16 protein-coding genes are annotated in these 16,934 nt (G+C 47.7%); 6 read left to right on the plus strand and 10 right to left on the minus strand.

Features of this window, described 5'->3' with window-relative positions; genetic code table 11:
• Positions 1 to 292 precede the first annotated feature (292 nt).
• The 4 genes from ABGY95_RS10190 to ABGY95_RS10205 all read left to right on the plus strand — a co-directional run bounded on the left by ABGY95_RS10190 (position 293) and on the right by ABGY95_RS10205 (position 4,093).
• Complete coding sequence (locus tag ABGY95_RS10190; protein ID WP_347441575.1) at positions 293 to 1,315, plus strand: thiamine pyrophosphate-dependent dehydrogenase E1 component subunit alpha; 1,023 nt, start codon at positions 293 to 295, stop codon at positions 1,313 to 1,315.
• A gap of 14 nt (positions 1,316 to 1,329) precedes the next feature.
• Positions 1,330 to 2,298: a transketolase C-terminal domain-containing protein gene (locus ABGY95_RS10195; protein WP_347441576.1), complete on the plus strand. Its 969-nt coding sequence runs from the start codon at positions 1,330 to 1,332 to the stop codon at positions 2,296 to 2,298.
• An 18-nt stretch (positions 2,299 to 2,316) separates the two neighbouring features.
• The gene (locus ABGY95_RS10200; RefSeq protein WP_347441577.1) at positions 2,317 to 3,567 is read left to right on the plus strand and encodes a dihydrolipoamide acetyltransferase family protein; all 1,251 of its coding nucleotides are present in this window, start codon (positions 2,317 to 2,319) and stop codon (positions 3,565 to 3,567) included.
• 160 nt (positions 3,568 to 3,727) lie between these two features.
• Positions 3,728 to 4,093 (plus strand): AraC family transcriptional regulator, encoded by a 366-nt coding sequence (locus ABGY95_RS10205; protein ID WP_347441578.1) that lies wholly within the window; start codon positions 3,728 to 3,730, stop codon positions 4,091 to 4,093.
• Here the strand turns inward: ABGY95_RS10205 and ABGY95_RS10210 are convergent.
• The 3 genes from ABGY95_RS10210 to ABGY95_RS10220 are packed head-to-tail and all read right to left on the minus strand — an operon-like array spanning position 4,090 to position 5,533.
• Complete coding sequence (locus tag ABGY95_RS10210; RefSeq protein WP_347441579.1) at positions 4,090 to 4,515, minus strand: hypothetical protein; 426 nt, start codon at positions 4,513 to 4,515, stop codon at positions 4,090 to 4,092. The genes ABGY95_RS10205 and ABGY95_RS10210 overlap by 4 nt on opposite strands.
• 3 nt (positions 4,516 to 4,518) lie before the next feature.
• Entirely contained in the window at positions 4,519 to 4,971 is a 453-nt protein-coding gene (gene dtd / locus ABGY95_RS10215) for a D-aminoacyl-tRNA deacylase (RefSeq protein WP_347441580.1), read from the minus strand.
• A 1-nt stretch (position 4,972) separates the two neighbouring features.
• On the minus strand, positions 4,973 to 5,533 hold the full coding sequence (locus tag ABGY95_RS10220) for a YqgE/AlgH family protein (RefSeq protein WP_347441581.1): 561 nt from the start codon (positions 5,531 to 5,533) through the stop codon (positions 4,973 to 4,975).
• Positions 5,534 to 6,041: 508 nt separating this feature from the next.
• On the opposite strand from ABGY95_RS10220, the gene ABGY95_RS10225 reads away from it, so the two are divergent.
• On the plus strand, positions 6,042 to 6,230 hold the full coding sequence (locus ABGY95_RS10225; RefSeq protein ID WP_347441582.1) for a hypothetical protein: 189 nt from the start codon (positions 6,042 to 6,044) through the stop codon (positions 6,228 to 6,230).
• On the opposite strand, the gene ABGY95_RS10230 is transcribed toward ABGY95_RS10225, so the two are convergent.
• The 7 genes from ABGY95_RS10230 to ABGY95_RS10260 form a co-directional block, all read right to left on the minus strand.
• The gene (locus ABGY95_RS10230) at positions 6,209 to 6,724 is read right to left on the minus strand and encodes a hypothetical protein (RefSeq protein ID WP_347441583.1); all 516 of its coding nucleotides are present in this window, start codon (positions 6,722 to 6,724) and stop codon (positions 6,209 to 6,211) included. The two genes, ABGY95_RS10225 and ABGY95_RS10230, sit on opposite strands and share 22 nt — an antisense overlap.
• Positions 6,725 to 6,743: 19 nt before the next feature.
• Complete coding sequence (locus tag ABGY95_RS10235) at positions 6,744 to 7,463, minus strand: hypothetical protein (protein WP_347441584.1); 720 nt, start codon at positions 7,461 to 7,463, stop codon at positions 6,744 to 6,746.
• Positions 7,464 to 7,546: 83 nt separating this feature from the next.
• Positions 7,547 to 8,692, minus strand: a complete 1,146-nt coding sequence (locus ABGY95_RS10240) for a PatB family C-S lyase (RefSeq protein WP_347441585.1) — start codon at positions 8,690 to 8,692, stop codon at positions 7,547 to 7,549.
• A gap of 216 nt (positions 8,693 to 8,908) precedes the next feature.
• Positions 8,909 to 11,422: a protein translocase subunit SecD gene (gene secD / locus ABGY95_RS10245; RefSeq protein WP_347441586.1), complete on the minus strand. Its 2,514-nt coding sequence runs from the start codon at positions 11,420 to 11,422 to the stop codon at positions 8,909 to 8,911.
• 228 nt (positions 11,423 to 11,650) lie between these two features.
• Complete coding sequence (locus tag ABGY95_RS10250; protein ID WP_347441587.1) at positions 11,651 to 12,154, minus strand: hypothetical protein; 504 nt, start codon at positions 12,152 to 12,154, stop codon at positions 11,651 to 11,653.
• Positions 12,155 to 12,893: 739 nt separating this feature from the next.
• Positions 12,894 to 14,861: a POT family MFS transporter gene (locus ABGY95_RS10255; protein ID WP_347441588.1), complete on the minus strand. Its 1,968-nt coding sequence runs from the start codon at positions 14,859 to 14,861 to the stop codon at positions 12,894 to 12,896.
• A 91-nt stretch (positions 14,862 to 14,952) separates the two neighbouring features.
• Positions 14,953 to 15,621 (minus strand): HAD family hydrolase, encoded by a 669-nt coding sequence (locus ABGY95_RS10260; protein ID WP_347441589.1) that lies wholly within the window; start codon positions 15,619 to 15,621, stop codon positions 14,953 to 14,955.
• A 125-nt stretch (positions 15,622 to 15,746) separates the two neighbouring features.
• Between ABGY95_RS10260 and ABGY95_RS10265 the strand changes: the two genes are divergently transcribed.
• Positions 15,747 to 16,934, plus strand: a 1,188-nt coding sequence (locus ABGY95_RS10265) for an aspartate aminotransferase family protein (RefSeq protein ID WP_347441590.1), incomplete at its 3' end; no start/stop codon positions are given.

Raw genomic sequence — 16,934 nt, forward strand, 5'->3', positions numbered from 1 at the left:
TATCGAAATCAGAAAAATGCTCTTCGAGCGATCTTTTATGATACATCTTATATAGCAGATTAGGCTCTGAGCATTCATGAAACAGGAAGCGGATTTAACCTGGCTTTTTGTAATCCTCTAACTCCACGAGGACTTGGTGTGCGCGTATCTCTTCATCCCATACCTGGCAATAGTTGATTTCGTGCCTAGTGGTTAATTACCGCGTTAATACTGCTAAGCATTTCTTAAGAAAATAAATGTACTGACCAAAAACCTATTGCTAGATCTGAGATCGTCCCTATACACTCACATTGTGACTGAGCAAACGATTAGCAAGGCCCATAAAGAACTCAGCGAAGATCACGCACGTGACGTCTTTCGTGCTATGTTGCGAGCTCGTGTTTTGGAAACCAAGCTAAGTAATCTCTACAAAGCAGGGAAAATAGTAGGTGGGGTGTACCTTGGAAAAGGCCAAGAAGCAATTTCAGCTTCACTAGGGGCTAGCCTCACATGGGGAAAAGACATTTTTTCCCCATTGATTCGCGATCAAGCTGGTCGCACCGCGTTTGGTGAAGACCCGCTCGATGCAACGCGGACGTATTTAGGTTCTGCTGAGGGACCAATGCGTGGTCGCGACGGCAATATCCACCGAGGTCGTCCAGCTGAAGGCTTACTAGCGATGATCAGTCACCTTGGAGCGGCAGTCGCACAGGTTGGAGGAATCTTGCTGGCGCGACGAATCAAGGGAGAAATGGATGGCTGTGTTGGCGCAACTTGTGTGGGCGATGGAGCCACCTCGACTGGAGCCTTTCACGAGGGCCTTAACTTTATAGCAGTCGAGCGTTTACCGATGGTGGTAATTGTGGCTGATAATCAGTTCGCCTATTCCACACCAACTGAGAGACAATACGCCTGCGAGAATCTGATAGATCGGGCAAAAGGCTATGGAGTTCAAGGGTATAGTGTGGACGGTACAGACATGTTAGCATGCGCATCAGTGATTGGGAATGCTGTGGCTGCTGCACGCAGCGGGAATGGGCCGCAGCTCATTGTCGCCAAGCTACTGAGACTTTCAGGTCATGGAGAGCATGATGATGGGGCGTATGTGCCATCTGAGGTTCGAAATGGTAAGTACGGACGCGACTGCCTAGAGGTAGGTAAAGAGCAACTCCTTGAAAAAGGATGGCTGACTGAAGAGGAATATACAAAATGGATGGTCGATTTTAATGAGGAGGCTCAAGAAGCTGTGGCTATGGCTCAGCGAGAGGATGCACCTAATCCGTATAAAGAAGAATGGACAGCAATCGCTAGCCCCAGCCTCAAAGGACTCGAATAAATTTTTAGAAAAGCATGGCAGTTACTTACATCGATGCAATCCGCGACGCGCAGGAAAAAGCCCTAGCAGAAAACCCAAAGGTTTTACTATACGGGCAGGATATCGGGGAATTTGGCGGAGCATTCAAGGCGACTAAAGGGCTGCAGGCACAATGGCCTGACAGGGTGCTCGATGCGCCTATCAGTGAGGATGCGATGATTGGTATGGCTGTCGGTGCCGCCATCGAAGGTATGCGACCTATTGTGGAAATGCAATTTGCTGACTTCTCCTCGGTGGCATTCAATCAAATTGTGAATCAAGCCGCGACTCACTACTACCGGACTGGCGTCCCAGTGCCGATTGTTGTTCGCATGCCATCTGGTGGCACTCCAGGATCAGGACCATTTCATAGCCAAAGTATGGAAGGAATTTATGCGCATTACCCTGGCACCATTGTAGTGACTCCGGCCACTGTTTCTGATGCCTATTCAATGTTAATGCAGGCTGTAGATTTAGATGACCCTGTGATTTATTGTGAACATAAATTTCTCTACCGCTGGCTGAAAAGCGAAGACTACGAAGGTGATAATTTGCCTATTGGTAAAGCTCGAATCACTCGTAGTGGTAAGCATGCCACGGTGGTAACCTACAGTGCCATGGTGCATGAGGCTGTACGCGCTGCTGAAATGCTCCAAAAAGAGGGGGGCTGGGAGATTGAGGTCGTTGATTTACGCTCAGTGAAGCCCCTGGATATTAACACCGTGGTGGCGTCCGTTGCCAGAACTGGTCGTCTTCTAGCTGTGGGAGAAGCATTTCCATGGGGAGGTGTGACGTCTGAAGTTGTTTCACGTGTTTGTTCTGAAGGATTTCATTTGCTCGATGCTCCACCAATGCGCCTTAATGCCAAGGACACTCCAGTGCCTTACCATCCAAAATTATGGGCAATGCACCGCCCAACTCCGGAGTCGATTTGTGAGGCTCTAAGAAACCTCCTAGCTTACTAATTTCATTTAGATAAAATCATGCCTGAAGTACCTATTGTCATGCCTCAGCTCGGTGAATCGATCGCCGAGGCAACCATCGTCAAAATTAATGTATCGATTGGTGAATCCGTGGAGGCTGAACAAGATCTGATCGAGGTTGAGACGAATAAAGCAACCATGAGTGTTCCAACTCTCTGCGGTGGAATAATCAAAGATCTTTTCCTTGAAGAGGGAGTGAGTTATGCAGTCGGCAGTGTGTTGGGTGTGATTGATGTCACGGAGGAGGAAATTGCACGGACTGGAGTGAGTACAGTCCAACAAGATAAAGAGGGGGAGGTGTCGCACCAACTTGACGAATCTGAGGCAGCTACCAGTCCGAATGAGGAAGCTAACCTTCACTTTAAAACTGAGGGTGGGGGGTACTTCGAGCCTAAGGCGGTAGAGCCTAACGTACAAGGATTGCCTGTGCCAATGGGGAACAAAGGGGCGCATTATATATCTCCGCGCATGCGAGCGAGGATGAATGAACTGGGCCTGCAGGCTGCAGATATCTCAGCGATCAATGGTAGTGGTGCTGGAGGTCGCGTGACTGTTGCTGATCTCGAAAAGTTTCTGGATTACATTAACGCTTGGCCGTCGTCAGCCGCGTCACCAATGCGCATGGCTGTGGCAGATGCTATGCGTCGGTCTTGGTCGCGACCTTTGGCTACAGTGGGGCGCCCGATTGTGATGGATGCTCTCTTGGCTCATCGTTCGGCACAGGAGCCTAAGCCTGGTTTGACCCTGTATGTGTTGCGGGCATTTGCTTTGGCGTTGGCAGAGCACCCAGAAGCAGCAGGTTATCTCATTGGTGGACGAATCGTTCACCCACGAGCATTTGATATCGGCCTTGCTGTCCAGGTGGACGACGGCGTAATGGTGCCAGTAGTACGTGATGTTGATACCAAATCCGTGAAAGAACTATCTAGCGATTACGGTGAACTCGTGGAGTTGGCTAGGGCTCGTCGCCTGACCGATGATCACATTCGAGGGGGGATTGCCACTGTGACAAACTTTGGAACATTTGGTCTGACTTGGGGGACTCCAATTCCGCTACCAAACGAGACGCTCATTCTGGGAATCAGTGCAGGGGTGAAAAAGCCCGTGTGGTCTGATGAGGTGGGAGCGTTCATACCGGTCACTGAGGCTGAACTTAATTTAACATTCGATCACAGAGTGATCGACGGTGGCGATGCGGGTAGAGTGCTTAATCGAGTGGCTGAGCTTCTTGAGTCGCCAGAGAGGCTTTAGGTCGAAGCTAGATTTGATCTGAGTAAAGTGTCGAGGTCTTACGGCTGTTGCAATTTAATGCTGGCTGTATGTTGAATTGATCTTTACTATTTTAGCAAATCCAATCCAATTGTTCTGTTGTATGCTCAATTCTATTGAGAATATAAGAGTTAGTAAATTTATGAGTAAAATGCAAACCCCTAAAGGTAAGGAGCTTAGCAAGTCCTTACTGAAGCGCTTGACTGACTATATGTGGGGCAAACTTCATTCACCTATTTATGTGGAAGACATGGCGGCTGAGTCGAATATGTCTACCTTCCATTTCGCCCGTAGTTTCAAAAAAACAACGGGTCACTCACCGCATAAGTATCTGACTACGATGCGTTTGGAGAAGGCGTTGACCTTGATTCCTAAAGAAGGAGTTTCTTTGGCTGACGTGGCATCTGAAAGCGGTTTTTCTGACCAGGCTCACTTTACCCGAGTTTTCAAAAAGAGGATGGGCGTGACTCCTGCTGCATACAGAAGGAAGCTTAAGAAGTCAGCTTAGAGTTCTTGGCTCAGGGTATCTAGTCGTTTTGTTTGCTGATCTACTAAGAAAATAGATCGTTTGAAGTCGATTAGTGAGATTAGCTTTTTTGCCTCATCGCGTGATCTGGCATCAATGTCTAAAGTCATTTTTCCCATTTCGACACTTGGGATAGATTCGACCAATGTTGGATTGGAGATGCGCAGTACGATTTGGCTTAGTTTCCACCAGCGTTTTTTGAGTTCCACATGCTCTATCTCACCATAGTCGAGAGTGGTAGTTTCTACTTCTTGTTGGCCGCCTCTGAAGACGTTACCTTTTAGTCTCCAGTCCAACTCAACGCTGTCTGCTAGAAAGCGGATTTTCCCTTCCACCTCATTTTTACCTAGGTGATCTGTGGCTGGAATTTTAAATTGGATTGAAATTGGTTCGTTGGTAAGCATGGTTTATTCACGGTTTTTACTATCAATGGTAATGGTGACTGGGCCGTCATTGACCAAAGAAACTTGCATATTTGCTCCAAATTCACCAGATTCACAGGGCGCGCCTATCTGGTCGCCTAGTTTTTGTATGAATGTCTCGTACATGGGCGCGGCTTGTTCTGGGCGAGCTGCACGGATGAAGGAGGGGCGGTTCCCCTTTTTTGTGTTGGCGTAGAGGGTGAATTGGGAGACCACTAGAGCCTCTCCTTTGATGTCTACTAAGGATTTATTCATCAGTCCTTCAGTATCATCAAAAACGCGCATTTTGGAAATTTTGTTGGTGAGCCACTCAATGTCTTCCGCTGTGTCTGCAGCTTCAATGCCTAGGAGAACGAGAAATCCGGAAGCTATTTGTCCACTGATGGCACCGTTGATGGAGACTGAGGCTTTGGAAACTCGTTGTATGACTACACGCATGTTAGTTTAAGGTGGGGTTTGCTGGTGTGAGTGAAAGGATGTGGTGGAATGGAGATATTTCTCGCAGTGATTCAGCCCAGAAGTCTTCGACTAGTGAATTATTTAGTGAGGCTTTGCTACTGTAAGCTGTTATCCATGCCTGATTTTTTAATTCTTCATGTAGTTGCCCAGGTGTCCACTCCGAATGACCAGCGAAAGCGCGGACTAGATTTTCACGTTTGCGCATGGCTTCGATTGCTTGCTCGGCTGATATTCTGGTGCTACAGATCAGCGAATTGTTGCTCCACTCAAACACCGCGAAGTGGAGCTGGTCGCTTTCCACTGGGCCGCCGTAACTCACAGGAAGATGTGCGAGTTTAGAGAAGGTGTCAGATGCTATCAATTGGCCTACTGACTTCCCTGTTGGGTGGTTCAGAATGAGGCCTATTGAACTCTGCTTTTGAGCATGCTCGAGCATGTAAATGACACTTCTATCAAAACAACCATCGCGTAGGGACGGGGCGGCAATCAATAGATTTTTGCTCAGCTTGTTTTCAGGTACTTGGTTGTTGGGAATCTGCATCGCCTTCTAAGGCAAAGTAATCTTGAAACGTGAGTAGGGAAAGGGAGATTTATCGAATAATGCGCATTAGGTCTGTGCTGTTATCTAGCATGGTTATTTTTTGCTCCTTTCGCTTAGTGATGAAGTTTTATGAGTAATGCTGCAAATGCAGATTGCACCTCCCACAGTCTGAAAAGCTACTGTAGAGCTAGCAGGCATGTTTGCGGTGATTTCGTTGATGACGCAAATTATCTTCAGATTCTTTTGCTGTTTCTGCAGAATGTGACGGAGATAATGCTGATTTTACTGATTGGGTCATCGCATTACAATACCATGAGCTTAGCGAGGGATGTCGCTTGGTTAATAATGATTCCTTCTAGGTGCAATCTTTCTTTGCTACGGTTATAGTTATGAGAATGCCCGTGTGATGAGCGGAAACTAGCGTGTCAGTAATGGCATTCTCATTCGCCATGATGCTCGTGTTCCAAGTGGGTTATTGGTTGTCGTCTTCCAATATTATGATGAACAAATGACCCTCACTAAAGAATGGTTAGTAACGATGTACTATTCCATGGTGCAGGGAGTGGTGTTAGTCTGCTTCGATTTCCTCGGGAAGTTGCCGAATACAGAAGTGGAAGGAGATAAAAAGTGGGAGAGCTTACGGCTACTAGTAAAGGCTGGGGTTGTTACAAATTACTATTGGGCAACCTTTATGTAACGAGCTCTGTAGAGCTTTCTTTGGCCGTCTCCAAGGTGGCTATAATTACTGTACCAGACTCCACCACTATCTTCAGACTGAAGGAAAAATGTAGTAGAACCTTTGTGTTCGCTGCTCGGCTTCAGCATTTTCAATTTCACGCTCTGGCCATCATTAGTAATAACTTCAACTGGAATGTCGGCAATCTGGTCGATGAACCAAATAGATGAGCCGTCGAAGGTGAACTGTGTTTGGCTGGTATGCAGGCTGGCGAAATAGATTCTCGAGTCGGCATCAAGGTTGGCCTGAGTGGTTAGCCATGCTTCTGATGCCGCTCTATCAATTTTAAATTTGCCTATGATTTGGTCAGAGATCCCATTGGCGTGAAGCTTGGTGCCAGTAATTCTAGGACTGGAGGTCATCTCTTTCACGTCTGGGTTCATTTGCTCAACTAATAACGTGATTCCAAAGTAGGAAAGCACAACAAGTACGAGCATGATGTAAACGCGAGTCACAGATAATAAAAATAGCTGTTTAGAAGTTTACAGTAAAGTAGATGCCAGCATAGAGGCTGTCACTGCCAATATCGTTTTTGTCGAGTAATAGTGATGACCCTAAATAGGGGCTGATGGATATGCTTTGATCGATGTTGTAAGTGTAGCTGAGTTTTGCAAATGCGTCGTTCAGTCCATTTCTGCGGTAGTATTGATCGACGGCGCTGATGCCTCCAGTGAGACTGAAATAAGAATCGTCGTTGATGCGATGGTAGTAAATTGTTTCCAAATTTGCGTACCATCCCTCGGCTCCAGTGTCGTAGGCGACCCTGCCAGAGAAGTCGAAATGCTGGTTAAAGTGATAGATTGCGACGAGCTCAATATTAGCTCCATTTTCAAAAAATGTATTCGAGTACGAGCGATAGCTACCAGAGAGCGAATAGGTCATTGGGCCTAGGTCTTTGAGAAAGTCTACCCGTAGTCCTCCTTCTGTGAAGTCGCCGTCACCAATTTCAGAGCCAAACCAAGCAGCGGAATTTAAGTAAGTCGTGTTGTTGAATGCATATTGGGCCCCGAGTTGGAGGTCGATGCTGTCCTTGGCCAAGATGAAGCCTCGGTAGTTGTATTCGCTGCGGTATTGTGCAACTGCTTCGATTCCATATGGGATGTCATCTATTGCGCTAGATCCCGCTTGGCCAGCTGCGGTGAGAGGAAGGAGGCTGGTGAGGGCTATGAATGAAACTTTAAGCTTCGGTGACATTAGTGGATGGATATTGAGTATTCGTAAAAAGGCGATTGAAATTACTAACAAATCTCATTGAGCGCTGTCAATTGACATGTCGACTATCGCTTATAGCGATCAAACGAAGCTTTGATTTTATCAATGCCTTCGAGCACGCGAGCGTGTGGGCAACCGTAGTTGAAGCGGAAATGGTCCGGGGCTCCGAAAGCGGCTCCGTCATTGACCCAGACTTTAGCGTCTTTTTCTAAATACTGAGCAGGGTTCTTCATCCCAGCTTCACGGGTGTCGATCAGGGCGAGGTAGGTAGCTTCAATGTCAGGAATGCTGCAGCCCGGGAGTTCCGTATGCACGAATTGGGTCAGGGTGTCGCGATTCTTCTTGAGGTAGGTCAATAGTTCTTGGCGCCATGGCTCACCGTGTTTGTAGGCGGCTTCTGCAGCGTAGAATGCGAGGCAATTGATCTCGCTCAAGGTGTGGCCACGGGTTGCGCAAAAAGTACTGCGGACGGATGGGTTTTCAATGACAGCAAAGGCGTAGCCCATACCGGCGATGTTGTATGTCTTACTTGGAGCCTGAAGTACGACGAGCCTTTGGCGAAGTCGTTGAGGGAGGTTGAGAGCTGAGAAGAATGCTTGGTCAGGTTCGTTGAGGACTAGGTCGCAATGGATTTCATCTGAAACGAGTATCAGCTGGTGGCGATCGCAAAAGTCCGCAACTTTGACGATTTCTGCTTTGGTGAAGTTCCGCCCGAGCGGGTTTTGTGGGTTACAGAGGATGAAGATTTTAGTTTTGCTAGAAACTTGTTTCTCCATTTCTTCAAAGTCAAATGTCCACCGGCCTCCTTGGAGGATATGTGGGATGGCTATAGTGTCGATTTTAGCATCTTTTCCCACATGGAGGAATGGGTAGTAGACCGGTGTGCAAGTCATTAGGTTATCACCAGGTTCGGTGAATCCTCGAGCTGCCAGAGAGAGTGCTGGGACTAAACCTCCTAGGTGGACCAAAGCATTTTCCGAGATTGTGGCACCATGCCTGTTTTGAAGGTAGTTCAGCACTGCTTCAGAAATTCCTGCGTGAGCTTGGGCGTAGCCGAGAACGCCATGAGAGAGGCGGTCTTGAATGGCGTCTAATACGCAGGGAGGTGACACAAAGTCCATATCTGCAACCCAAAATGGGTCAAGTTCTGGGCGGCGGTCCCACTTGATAGAGCCAGTTCCACGACGAGTGATAATTGTGTCAAATTGCATGCGCCGATAGTGTGCCCGATTTGAAATTAGTCAACACTGCTGAGAGTGATACAGGCTAGGACGAGCAAGCAAAAAAATGCCGTAAAATATGTGAAAATTATCGAGAGTACTTTTGAGCTGCCGCCGTGATTTTTCAAATTAGCAGTGTCAGATCAATTGCCTAAAAAAGGCGCATCCATTGCTGGAAGCGCCTTTGGGTGGAGTTGAAAAGTCTAGTTAGACGTTCTGCGGGTTCATCTCTGACTCGAGCTCTGAGTCTAGCACTTCGCGGCGGAGGTTGATGCCGCGCGCTTTGCTGAAGATGTACACGATTGGTGATGCGATAAAGATCGAGGAGTAAGTACCTACGAGCACACCGATCATGATGGTGAAGGAGAACGCTTTGAGCGAAGCTCCACCGTAGAAGTAGAGAACTGCTACAGACACGAAGGTTGTCACAGAGGTGATCACTGTACGTGAGAGTGTTGTGTTGATCGCGGAGTTCATGACATCACGGACGTCGCCGGGCTTTGATTTGAGATCTTCACGTAAGCGGTCAAATACTACGATCGTATCGTTGATCGAGTAACCTGCGATAGTGAGGAAGGCACCCACATGGATGAGAGAGAGTTCCTGACCAGTGACGATGAGGATTCCAAGAGTAATGAGGATATCGTGCACGAGAGCAAGGAACGCACCGAGTGCGAACGAGAATTCAAATCGTAGCGTGATATAGATGAGAACACAGAAGATACCGAGGCTGAGAGCCCAGATCGCATTTTCAAGAAACTCACCACCGAGAGTTGGGCTAACAGCAGAGGTGCTAGCATCGACGACATAGTGGACGACTGGCTTGCCATCTTCATCGAGGATTTGCGTTTGTTTTGCTTCGAGTGCTTGTTTCTCGTTGAAGCCAGGAATCTGTGTACGCACGGCCTCGAGTAGTGATGGGCTGTCAGAACGTGTGGATTTGATGGTGAGGAAAGACTCGCCAGTTGCGGTCTTTTCTATCTGTGCTGAAGCAGCTTTTTCAGTTTCTACACTATCAATGATCTGTTGAGCACTTGACTGAGTGATGGTCTGACCAGCTGGGATTTCAAAGCGAGTCACGCTACCACCCACGAAATCAATTCCGAGCTGTGAGTCACCTTTGATGCCAAGAGAAACGAGGCCACCAAGGATCATCACGCTAGAAAGGGTGAAGGCGAGTTTGCGCTTGCCGAGGAAGTCTATAACCTTCTTAGGCACGAGATCCATGAATTTTACCTTCTTGAGTATGCCGGTGTCTTCACTCCATGCGAACATGACGCGGGTGCAGAGCAGGGCTGAGAGCATTGTTCCGAGGATACCCATTGTCAGGGTCACGGCGAACCCTTTGACTGAACCAGTTGCTTGCCAGAAGAGGATCAAGGCTGTAAGTAGAGTGGTTATGTTAGCATCGAAAATTGCAGAGAATGCTTTTTCGTAGGCCGCTTTGATCGCTGCGTGTACGGATTTGCCGTTTGCTAGCTCTTCACGCATGCGCTCGTAGACGAGAACGTTAGCGTCGACTGCAACACCAATAGTGAGGATGATTCCAGCAATACCAGGTAGGGTGAAGGACGCATTGAATAGCGCCATGGCCCCAAACAAGATGAGGATATTAAGCGAGAGACCTATAATAGCCACGATACCGGAGTAGCGGTAGTAGAGGAGAATAAAGACGATCGTGAGTGCGAGTCCTGCGAGTCCTGCATTGATACCTTGTTTTACCGTTGCTTCACCTAGTGTTGCGGAGATTGTGCGCTCGTCGATGATCTCGATGTCGTTCTCCATCGGATTGGAAAGACCTTTTGAGAGCTCTATACATTCCTCTAGGTTATCGAGACCTGTGATCCGGAAGTTGCTAGAGAGTATGGGGGATTCTCGGTTTAACGATGCAGCATTGATTACTTTTCCATCGAGGATTGAAACAATGAGGTCCACACCTGGTCTGAGTGTGCGGGTGAAGTCCTCCATCAGCTTGCCACCTTTTGATGTTAGCTCGATGTTAACGGATGTGTTGGTCGATCTGTCTGGCCAAGCGGCTGCGACTTCTTTTCCTGTGAGTGCTGGTTTGCGAGATACGAGGATATGGCGAGTTCCGATGACTTTGCCTTCTTCGTCTTTCACGTCCTGTGGGTAGGCTCGGTAGCCTGGGACAGTCTCTTCTCCAGCCGCAACGAGCCCTGCGAGTCGTTGTGACTGCGGGTGTGCTTTATGGATAGTGAGTTTAGCAGTGGTAGTTAAGATCTTTTTAAGAGCTTCTGCATCTGCTGGGTCGATATTAGGAATCTGGATTTCGATGCGATTTCCTTGTACGGAGACCGGTGCATCGAGAGTTCCTGATTCATTGAGACGCTTTTCAAGAATGCTCTTGGCTGTGTCCATCGCAGAAGGTGTGAGCTGGATTTCATCACCAGTTTCTTCATCGATGTTAGGCTGAACTTCGATGATGAATGCTGAACCGCCGACGATTTCGATACCGCCTTGGAGGTTGTGGGCTTCACTGAAATCTTTTTTCCCTGAAACAACCTGCATGAGGTTAGAAGGAGAAATAATAGCGAATAGTGAGAAGATGGCGATGAGGAGAACGATGGCTGAGCCAACGTTGCGCTTCACTCTATCTTTATCCGTAGCGAGGTACCAGAATAGCAAAATGAGAATGGAAACTCCGGAAAAGAGCACCATAGTAGTGTCGCTGCTTGGTGATGAGGCGAGTAGTGTTGTCATGAGAATATACTTCTGCAATTTGCTAGAGGTGAAGTAGTACGCCTCTAGCTACTGATGCTTTAAAAATCAGCCGAGAACTCATGAACTTCTTTTAGCCCCTCGTCAATCGCTAGTTGAGCGAATTTGGCTAACTTAGGGAATATTCTAGTAGATAATGACTAGAAATTTTAAGCAATCGCTATAGTAACGAGCCCGAACCAGTGATGAGAATACTTCTGGCTTGAGAAGTTATTCAGCATATGGGTCGTATTTACAGGCCAATTGCACACTATGTGGCAGTTGATGAAAATCAATTCCACGGGCACCGTGACGGTGTTTAATAGTGATGCCTGAATTACTTACTTTGATGACTTCAACATTTTGATAGCGTGTGCCGTCGCGGAGTGTGAGTGCAGAGAATTTTTTGTTGAGAATCGCTTTCCGTGCAGTTTTGCGCTCATAAGCAGCTTTTTTTGCTAGAGCTTTAGCAGTGAAGTCGGCTTCCTTTTCTTCAATTAGCTGGCGTTTAGCTTCTGCTTCATCGAACTTCCGTTTGATTTCTAGTTGGCGGTATTCGAGCTCTAGCTTTCGTTTCCGGGCTTCCTGCAGTTCTTCCTCGTATGCAGCATGCTTCTTTAGAATGACCTGCTTGCGTTCGTCTGCGAGCGCCACATTCCGCGCCTCTTCACTCTCCTTACACGAGCTAAAGAGGCTGCATAGAGCTAGAAATAGGATTGTCGAAGAGCGTGCCATAATGAGGATATGAAAATGTCTTAGGCACTTCTTACACAAGTTTGGTTATACTTTTCGAGATTTTTTCGATAGAAAATCCCTTAGCGATTTTTCACGCATGAATGGAGTTCAGTTTGCCATCGTTGGAACTTCATTTAGCTATGCCACTTCGGGAGCCACTATTTGTGCTGGTTCCAAAGTCATGCTTAGTCGAAGCTCAGGTCCATGTAGATGTCACTCATCATTCCTTTACGCTGTTGCGTTCCGCTATCGTTCGTTCATGCAGTGTAGTTGAATGACGAATCAGCTAATGTTTGAGTTGAAACTAGAGTGATGATGGCTTAAGATTATGTGCTAGCATTGTCTTTAATATACCCCAGATAAAGGGCGGCAGCCATTTAAGTACGAGATTCGTTGCTGAAACATAGGCTTATGAGTCTACCGTTGTCAGGTTGCTCCAAGAACTTCAGCGAGATCCGGCATCTGAATTTGCTCCAGAAGTCGGAGAGTTAATCGCTGGCAGGTCTGCAACAAAAGCTGCTGCCTTTCGGGCTAGTATTGATTATACTAGGCTGTAAAAGTTCTCAATTCCACCTTTTCCCCACTAACATACGGGGCGCAAAAAAAATAACCTGCGGATTCGAGTTCCTTGCTGATTCTATCATGTCTTGCAAATTCAAGACCGCTATCACAGGTGCAGGTCTCTAGTCGATAAGCCTTTAACTTCTTGATGATTGCCCTGGCTATAGAGTCACTGGTCTTATTCTCTGGCTTGCTCAAAAATCTCGCAAGCCTCTATTGCTCTTCCATCGGAGCAGAGCTTTGAGGTATTCTTCTTACTTTTCTTTTCATCTCTGAGTTGAAACCTCATGGAGACAGGAATAAATACCAGCGCTGTCACAAACATTAGCCCAGTGAAGAACCAAAAGTAGTTAGCTCCCTCTAGTTTGTACATGCCGCCAGCTATATAGCGGCGTGTGAAATGCTCATTGTCAAAGTATACGTGCTCAGATTTTTCGTTGAAACCGAGTGCCTCTTTCCGTTGTTCTAGCCAGGTTACTTTTTTCGGTGAACTGTCATTATGCTCGGCACTTTCTTGGTACTCAACCACGATTCCAGTGTCCCATTGGGTAAGCGCAATTTTGTCTGGGCCAATTGATGTGATACGGAAGGTGTTTCCATTCATCAATCGGTAGATCATTGGGTTTCCCCAGGGGTCCTTTACTTCACTGATGAGCTGGGTTCCGGCTCCTGTTATCGGGATTTTACCTTTGGAGGAGAGTATTTTTTGTTCGATGATTTTAGCGGCCTGAAGCAAGGATTCTTCAGCTGGAACGTCGCGCTTTTTGATCACGCCTTTGTCAGTGAAGTGGGTGACGATGTCGTCATCCGTTCCCAAAACTCCATCAAATCCTTCATAACTATGGCTGAACCATGTTTCGTGGTGGGCGGAGGCTCTAACCTCAGACGCCTCGAGTAGCTTTTGAGCCTCTGAGCTTTCTTTGGAAAGCGGGCTTCGAGTTTGAATAAAGTGGTTGATTGTCCCCGTGATGGCATTGCCCAAGGCCACGGTGAGGAGGAAGATGGACATAATCATCGACTTCATACTTTTAGGCGCCTGTGTGTAAGCAAACTCAAGGCAGACTATAGACACCATGATTTCAGCAGAGGTGAGGAGAGCGTACGCTAGAATCTGCCATGCAATGCTAGGGCGCTGGCCTACATCGATCCACTCTTGAATCATTGCGGAGCAACCAAAGGCGATCACTGTAATGAAGAGGCCAATCCCGATTTTACGTAGAGGGTTGAGTGGCCACACTTTGTTAACCAACGGGTAGATAACATAGGTGAAAAACGGGATGAGGATAAGGATGAGGAAGGGGTTAGCAGCCTGGACTTGAGAGGGAAGAATGTTGTATCCAAAGAGAACTCGATCCATGTCGATCGCTTGAAACACCCAGCTCGAGGCTGTTTGATCAAAAAGAGCCCAGAAGATAGGAATGAAGAAGAAAATGCTGCAAAGTTTTGCCGTGGTTTGGATTCCCTCACCTGAAAAAAAATCTTTGGTGAATTGTGTTCCTGCTGCTGGGATGTGGACAAACTTCTTACTGCCAAACCAAAACGTTAGGGTTGCCAGAGCCATCAATGAGCCTGGAATTCCGAACGCCCAATGCGGTCCATACCATTTGAGTATCCACGGGATAAATAAGTTAGAGAGAGCTGCTCCCAGATTAATAGAGAAGTAGAACCAGTTGAAAACCTTGGTGAGTAGGTGCTGGTTGTTGACTCCGAACTGGTCTCCTACATGGGCTGAAACACAGGGCTTAATACCGCCACCACCGATGCCAATGAGTCCGAGACCAGCGAGTAACCACCAGTTAGCAGGGCCGGCAATTCCCATCAATGCTAAGGCTCCGTGGCCAAAACAGTAAACGATAGAGAGCCAAATGATTGTTTTGTACTTCCCTAAAAAACGGTCAGCGATGATAGCCCCCAATAGTGGAGTGAGGTAAATAAAACTGACAAAGTAGTGCTGGTTTGCATTTGCTTGAGCTGAACTCATCGGATCACTCGCGGTGCTCCCCATGAGGTGGAGGTACTGAGTCATAAAGACCACCAAGGCTGCCTTCATCCCATAAAACGAGAAACGTTCGGCAGCTTCGTTACCAATGATATATGGGATGCCTTCTGGCATCTGGTGGGTCTCACTTGCCGTGGATTTAGCCATGTCCCGTATCCTTTTGTAAAATGAGCACCAGGGCCAGAGAAATATTCACAAGCGAGAGAGTGTACCGAAGCTGGCACAAGTCTCAGCTGGATTAGCGAAATGTAGGCACATTTTTTGGTGTCAGAATATCCATAAGCTCTGCGATGCTCTTCGCGATATACTTTGGCGAGACCGAGGAGAGCTGGTCAAGATTATGATACCCCCAAGTCACAGCGATTGAGCTGATTCCCGCATTGCGGGCGGTGACAATGTCGATGGTCGAGTCCCCGATGAGAACCGAGTTGTTACTAGAATGGCCAAGCTCGCCAAGGAGTTCGTGAACCCCTGACGGGTCAGGTTTTTTTGAGACTCCTTCACGTTGACCTAACACGAGGTCGAAAGGTGTATTTGGGAAAAAATGTTCCACCATTTCAGTAGTGAAGGAATGTGGTTTATTAGAGAGAATACTCAATGAACAGCCTCTTGACTTCAGTGAATGAACCAAGTCTTGGATGCCCTCAAACACATGGGTGCCAGACTTCCAAGCTGTTGGGTATTGCTTAAGAAAAATCTGGTGAATCTTCTCTATGGTTTCTTCAGATTGGTCTGCCGCAGCACGCGCGCATAAAGTGTGAGAACCGTCACCGATGAAGGTTCGGACTGCACCAGTACTGTGAGTCGGCAGCTTGTGCTCAGCTAAAGCTGTATTGAGGGCAGTCGCAATCCCAGGGAGGGATTCGATGAGGGTGCCATCAAGGTCAAATATGATGTGAGAATACATAGAATAGGTGTGGGCGCGGAGATGATCACGGATTTTGCTAAGGCGCAAGAAGCGAAAGGTCCAAATTCTCTGAATCCTCTTTAGCGTTGTCATTCCTGTAGAGATGAGAATGATGGCTAACACTAATGTTACCTGAGCTAAAAACTGATATCCCCGGTCCGCGTTCGCTTGCCCTAGCGGCTGAGCTTCGCAAGTACGAGAGCCATAATGTGACCTACGTCGCCGAGGATTGGCCCATCTTTTGGGAGCGTGCTGAGGGAAGTTGTGTATGGGACGCTGACGGCAACCGTTTTATTGATGTCACCAGCGCCTTTGGAGTCGCGGGCCTTGGTCACACGCACCATCCAGTACGTGAAGCAATGGTTGAGCAGAGTGCAAAGCTGATGCATGCCATGGGCGACGTCCACCCAACCGAGCTCAAAATAGCAGTCTGCAAGCGCTTGTCCACCATGACATTCGAGCGTTGGGGGCTGGGTGTCGGGAAAACTGTCCTAGCGAATTCGGGCTCGGAATCGGTAGAAACAGCACTGAAGACAGCATTTATTGCAACTGGTAGAGCTGGTATAGTACATTTTGAAAATGGCTACCACGGACTAGGCTACGGAGCATTGCTCGGGGGTGGGTTTGATAAATTTCGTGGGCCTTTTGATCCACAGCTTGCAGATGTGCGCTACCCTATTGTTTTTCCTTCGACCAAGGAGGACTTAGTCCAACTCAAATTGACGCTTGAGGCTTTGCCAGCCGGAATGATTGGAGCGTTGTTAGTTGAGCCTATTCAAGGACGCGGAGGCAAAGTTGTTCCGCCTATGGGCTTTCTTAAAATTCTCCGAGACTGGGCTGACTCTAACGATGTGGTCTTGATCTTTGACGAGATCTATAGCGGATTCAACCGAACGGGCCGGCTTTTCGCCTGTGAGTGGGAAGGAGTTTTTCCTGATCTCATTTGTGTGGGGAAAGCCCTGAGCGGCGGCTATCCGATTTCTGCCTGCATTGGTAAGGCATCGATCATGGATAAGTGGCCAGTGAGCCCCGGAGAAGCACTGCATACGAGTACATTCCTCGGTAATCCAGTAGGTTGTGCCATGGCAGTGAAGGCGCTTGATATTCATCAGGATCCGTCAGTAGCCATTGATGTAGAGCGGCAGGGGCGTGAGTTGAAGGCGATGCTAGAAGATCTGGATTCTGGGCTCATTTATGAGGTGCGAGGTCGAGGCTTGATGGTAGGTGTAGAACTCCGTCATTCAGATGGTCGTCCAGCGGGAGATATAGCGGGGCACTTGTTAGGTGTAATGCTCAAGCGTGGAGTGGTGATG

The sequence above is a fragment of the Rubritalea sp. genome (genome assembly GCF_039830215.1).
In the GTDB taxonomy this organism is placed as follows: domain Bacteria; phylum Verrucomicrobiota; class Verrucomicrobiia; order Verrucomicrobiales; family Akkermansiaceae; genus Rubritalea.

What these genes read in the sequence shown, in the direction of transcription:
- ABGY95_RS10195 (WP_347441576.1), top strand. Translation starts at nt 1,330, where the DNA reads ATGGCAGTTACTTACATCGATGCAATCCGCGACGCGCAGGAAAAAGCC.
- ABGY95_RS10200 (WP_347441577.1), top strand. Translation starts at nt 2,317, where the DNA reads ATGCCTGAAGTACCTATTGTCATGCCTCAGCTCGGTGAATCGATCGCC.
- ABGY95_RS10205 (WP_347441578.1), top strand. Translation starts at nt 3,728, where the DNA reads ATGAGTAAAATGCAAACCCCTAAAGGTAAGGAGCTTAGCAAGTCCTTA.
- ABGY95_RS10210 (WP_347441579.1), bottom strand. Translation starts at nt 4,515, where the DNA reads ATGCTTACCAACGAACCAATTTCAATCCAATTTAAAATTCCAGCCACA.
- dtd (WP_347441580.1), bottom strand. Translation starts at nt 4,971, where the DNA reads ATGCGTGTAGTCATACAACGAGTTTCCAAAGCCTCAGTCTCCATCAAC.
- ABGY95_RS10220 (WP_347441581.1), bottom strand. Translation starts at nt 5,533, where the DNA reads ATGCAGATTCCCAACAACCAAGTACCTGAAAACAAGCTGAGCAAAAAT.
- ABGY95_RS10225 (WP_347441582.1), top strand. Translation starts at nt 6,042, where the DNA reads ATGACCCTCACTAAAGAATGGTTAGTAACGATGTACTATTCCATGGTG.
- ABGY95_RS10235 (WP_347441584.1), bottom strand. Translation starts at nt 7,463, where the DNA reads ATGTCACCGAAGCTTAAAGTTTCATTCATAGCCCTCACCAGCCTCCTT.
- ABGY95_RS10240 (WP_347441585.1), bottom strand. Translation starts at nt 8,692, where the DNA reads ATGCAATTTGACACAATTATCACTCGTCGTGGAACTGGCTCTATCAAG.
- secD (WP_347441586.1), bottom strand. Translation starts at nt 11,422, where the DNA reads ATGACAACACTACTCGCCTCATCACCAAGCAGCGACACTACTATGGTG.
- ABGY95_RS10250 (WP_347441587.1), bottom strand. Translation starts at nt 12,154, where the DNA reads ATGGCACGCTCTTCGACAATCCTATTTCTAGCTCTATGCAGCCTCTTT.
- ABGY95_RS10255 (WP_347441588.1), bottom strand. Translation starts at nt 14,861, where the DNA reads ATGGCTAAATCCACGGCAAGTGAGACCCACCAGATGCCAGAAGGCATC.
- ABGY95_RS10260 (WP_347441589.1), bottom strand. Translation starts at nt 15,621, where the DNA reads ATGTATTCTCACATCATATTTGACCTTGATGGCACCCTCATCGAATCC.